Genomic DNA, 3,922 nt, shown 5'->3' with positions numbered 1-3,922 from the left:
TTTAATATTACTCAATTTTCATTACTTCTTGTTCCAATAATATTAGTTTGGTTTTTCAGAGAATTTTACAAAGACAAACCTTTAAAGTCAATTATTATAAAAGTTCTCGGAGTTTTAGGTTTGGCCATTTTAGGATACATAATTTTCTTAGTTATTGGTGGACTTATTGGACTTGGAATGACGATGCTAAAAGGACCAGAAGCATTGGAATATTTTAAAATGAAATAAAGAAACTGCTTCTAAAATCGGTTTTGCAATAGTGGGGCGAAACTGCAAAGTTCAACTGTAGTTCTTCGGTTCAACTTTTGTGCTAAAATCCCCGCCTTTGGCAATACCCGAACCGTTAGCGGTCAGCTTATAACAAACCGCCGAACGAAATTAACCTATAGAAAATGACAGGAAATCAAAGAACTCTTGAAGAACAAAAAGAAGAATTTAAAAGCAAGAAACTTTTAGCTTCTCCGATTGCAGGATTAATTGCGTGGTTGATAGTGGCTATTTCAGGGATTATTTTTCTTGACAATATTACTGTTTGGGTTTTGTTTATAGCGACAGGATCAATAGTTTATTTAGCTTTGGGAATTTCGAAATTAACTGGCGAAGACTATCTTAACAAAAGTAAACCTAAAAATACATTTGATAATTTATTTTTTCTTACAGTGGCTCAAGCTATTTTAGTCTATTCAATCGCAATACCTTTTTTCATAGTAGATTACACCTCTCTTCCATTAACCGTTGGGATTTTGACGGGATTAATGTGGGTTCCTTTGACTTGGATTATTGACCATTGGGTTGGACTATTTCATTCAATTGTAAGGACAATTTTAGTTTTAATTCTTTGGTATTTGTTTCCTTCAGACAGATTTGTAGTAATTCCAATAGCAATTATTATAGTATATATAATATCAATTATAATCTTGAAAAACAGAAAAATCAAAACATAGAATAACAGCCTAACCGCTAACATGTGTAACCGTTGCGCAACCTCAAATTTCAGGTTTTTTTGTGGGTGTTTTCACGGAATGTGGTTTTAAGGGTTAACGTATTGGGATAAAGGAAATGATTGGTAAATTTGGGTTGTGCTTTCTGTTATGGGATAATCACTTTTTAGCACGCAATTTATGTTGGGAGATTGGAAATATATTCGCATATTTGAGAGTTAGCCGATACAGTAACCACTACAAAACAAGACCTTTGGAGAACTTGTTTCAAAAAATGGTTTGTGGCTATGGTAGCTTGTGTACTCGATGAAAAGCAAGTAAACCAAACTGTAATTGTATTCAGTGGAAAGCAAGGTTTAGGAAAAACAACTTGGATGGAAAAACTGATGCCTAAACAGCTCAAAGAATATATCTTTTCAGGAACCATAAATCCAAACAATAAAGACACTTTAATTCACTTAGCAGAATGTATGTTAATCAATTTGGACGAATTAGAAAACTTAAATAAAACTGAAATAGGTTCCCTTAAAGAAATCATCACTAAAACCCACATCAGAATGAGAAAAGCATACGGTCACAACAATGAAAATATGCCACGAAGAGCGAGCTTTGCCGGAAGTGTAAATACCGCTCAGTTTTTGAACGATACAACCGGCTCACGCCGTTTTCTTTGTTTCGAAGTAGAAAACATTGAATACACCCATAATATTGACATCAACAAAGTGTATGCTCAGGCAGTATCACTCTACAAATCAGATTTTCGCCATTGGTTTAACCAGGAAGAAATCAAAGAAATTAACGCCAACAACGAACAATATCAGTTAAGAAGTCCGGAGGAAGAATTGTTGCTGACTTGGTTTGAAAGTGCAGAAAAAGAAACCGCCCAGTACTTTTTAAACACCACACAAATTCTGCAAATGATAACAAGCCGGGCAAATTTAAATATATCGGATGCTTCAGTAAACAAATTGGGAAAAGCGTTACGAAAACATGGTTACAACCGGGTGATGAAAAATAACTCCTATGTGTACGCAGTTAATTTTTTGGAACCTGAAATAGTAGATGCTAAAAATAAAGAGGGTTCAGAGGTTAAGAAGGTATGTGCTGTGCAGCAGGAAATTCCGTTCCGCTTTAAATCGTGATTTTTAAATATATTAAAATTGAGATGTTTTTGTACTAAGTCTTTTGTACGGCAGGCTTTACGCTCACTTTTTCAATCATTTTCTTATCAGTTTTAAGAATGGTGAAAATATAATCGTTCCAAAAAACTTCTTCTCGCTCTTTTGGGAAATGTTGCAGTTGGGAGATGAGGAAACCACCCCCAGTGTTATAGTCACCGGGTTCATACTCATCTTCCAATTCTAATTTTTGCAATAGTTCGTAGTAGGAAAATTGACCGTCCAATATAAAACTCCCATCCGTATTTTCAGAAATCTGCATTTCTCTGTGTCCATATTCGGTAGCATCCCATATTAAGCGTCCATTAAGTCATCCATCGCAATCAATCCCTCCAGGGAGCTATATTAGTCAACAACAAATGCATAGTCAATTCTTTTAGTTTTAAACTGTTCCAAAACCCGGTAAGCAGCAGTGTTTTCATGCACAAATAGTGGTTATCTTATAAATGACCTAAGTTGAAATTCTTCAGAATCAGTAACTTGAGAAAAAAGCTCTTTTACAGATACATATCCTATCAAATTATCCAGGTTCTTATCTACAACAGGATAAATAGAATGGGATTCTAGATTGCTTTTTACTTTTATCTGTCAAGATGCCGAGTAAGGTAATGCCAATCTGTACGGTGGATAAAAATGTGTTTGGTTTTTTGGGCGGGTGGTATTACTTTTTTAGCATTGGCACTTCCTTTTGTAGCCAAATTTTCAAGTTTGAATTTCTTTGCAGATACCAATGCGTTTTCACTCATTGAGAAAATGCCGTTTAATAATATCAGTAAGAATAGAACCAATATTTCTATGTAATACATTTAGTGCTTCCTGAGGAACGAATTTGCTATGAAAAATATAATTAACCTAAATAATAATATAATTTCTAAAGGTTTTGATTATATTCCAGTAGATAGCAAGCCTCTAGTATTCACGAATGTAAATTGTACCACCATCCGCCTAAATCTTCCCACACAGAAAGTATGGTATATTTTACCTTTGCACTAAACTTTTATAAAGATGAATGATGCAATAAAAAATATACTGATTCCCCTAGACTTTACCCGTAAAAATGAAAAATTTCTGCACATCGCTGCAGCAGTGGCTAACCGTCACGGTGCTAAGGTGCATGTGCTTAATGTGATCCCTTTCTCATTGTTGGGAACAGGAAGTGTATCGAGCGGAAAATTTTTTTTCTACGGAAATGCAATGATTGAGTCTGCGGAAAAACAATTAGCAACTTACAAAATGGTGATGAGGAAAATTACAAATGAAGATGTTATCGCCCAACACGCCATTGGATCTGTCGCTACACAAGTTCTGAAATACAGCAAGCAGAAAAACATAGACCTCATTTTGATGCCTGTGCAATATCCAAAAAAAAGACCGGGCTTTATCAGTTCGAATACCTATGAGATTATCGCAAACAGTGCGGTACCGGTCATGACGATTCCTGAAAATTTCAATAAGGAAAAGTTTGAAAAAATCCTTTTTCCGATTCGCAATGTAAAGGCGGTGGAAGATAAACTGCAGTCTGTAATGCCAATCGCCAAAAAGAATAAAGCCAATGTTCGTCTTGTGGCTATCGACGCTTTCAAGCGCAAGAGTAGCATCCGGAATTTAGAAAATAAAGTACAGCTTTTTGGTGAGAAATTACACAATTCTGAAATTTCTACTATTAACCCAAATCACGCAGTTGAAATTTTTTGAGATAAGTCTATGGGGTAATCCCAAATTCCGACGAACCATTTTCTGCGTTTTTTGGTGAGTGCAATCTTCAGTTTGAGTGTGTCACCTACTTTTTCAAAATAAGCTCCA

4 protein-coding genes and 2 pseudogenes are annotated in these 3,922 nt (G+C 35.2%); 4 read left to right on the top strand and 2 right to left on the bottom strand.

Going from position 1 to position 3,922, the window contains the following annotated elements; translation table 11 throughout:
• From ACE3PD_RS10525 to ACE3PD_RS10515, 3 genes and pseudogenes are all read left to right on the top strand, one after another.
• Positions 1-228: pseudogene (locus ACE3PD_RS10525) on the top strand (hypothetical protein); the annotation flags it as partial.
• A 164-nt stretch (positions 229-392) separates the two neighbouring features.
• Positions 393-944 (top strand): hypothetical protein, encoded by a 552-nt coding sequence (locus tag ACE3PD_RS10520; protein ID WP_374402233.1) that lies wholly within the window; start codon positions 393-395, stop codon positions 942-944.
• Between the two features lie 233 nt (positions 945-1,177).
• Positions 1,178-2,083, top strand: a pseudogene (locus ACE3PD_RS10515) (VapE domain-containing protein); the annotation flags it as partial.
• A 34-nt stretch (positions 2,084-2,117) separates the two neighbouring features.
• On the opposite strand, the gene ACE3PD_RS10510 reads toward ACE3PD_RS10515, so the two are convergent.
• Together ACE3PD_RS10510 and ACE3PD_RS10505 are read right to left on the bottom strand one after the other, a co-directional pair.
• Entirely contained in the window at positions 2,118-2,381 is a 264-nt protein-coding gene (locus tag ACE3PD_RS10510) for a transporter associated domain-containing protein (RefSeq protein WP_374402231.1), read from the bottom strand.
• Between the two features lie 319 nt (positions 2,382-2,700).
• Positions 2,701-2,865 carry a hypothetical protein gene (locus ACE3PD_RS10505; protein ID WP_374402229.1) on the bottom strand — a complete coding sequence of 55 codons (165 nt, stop codon included), beginning with the start codon at positions 2,863-2,865 and terminating at the stop codon, positions 2,701-2,703.
• Between the two features lie 259 nt (positions 2,866-3,124).
• Between ACE3PD_RS10505 and ACE3PD_RS10500 the strand changes: the two genes are divergently transcribed.
• Positions 3,125-3,814, top strand: coding sequence for a universal stress protein (locus ACE3PD_RS10500; RefSeq protein WP_374402227.1), 690 nt, complete (start codon positions 3,125-3,127; stop codon positions 3,812-3,814).
• Positions 3,815-3,922 lie beyond the last annotated feature (108 nt).

It is taken from the genome of Flavobacterium sp., from assembly GCF_041911335.1.
GTDB lineage: Bacteria > Bacteroidota > Bacteroidia > Flavobacteriales > Flavobacteriaceae > Flavobacterium.
This window is presented reverse-complemented; position numbering and strand designations above follow the sequence as displayed.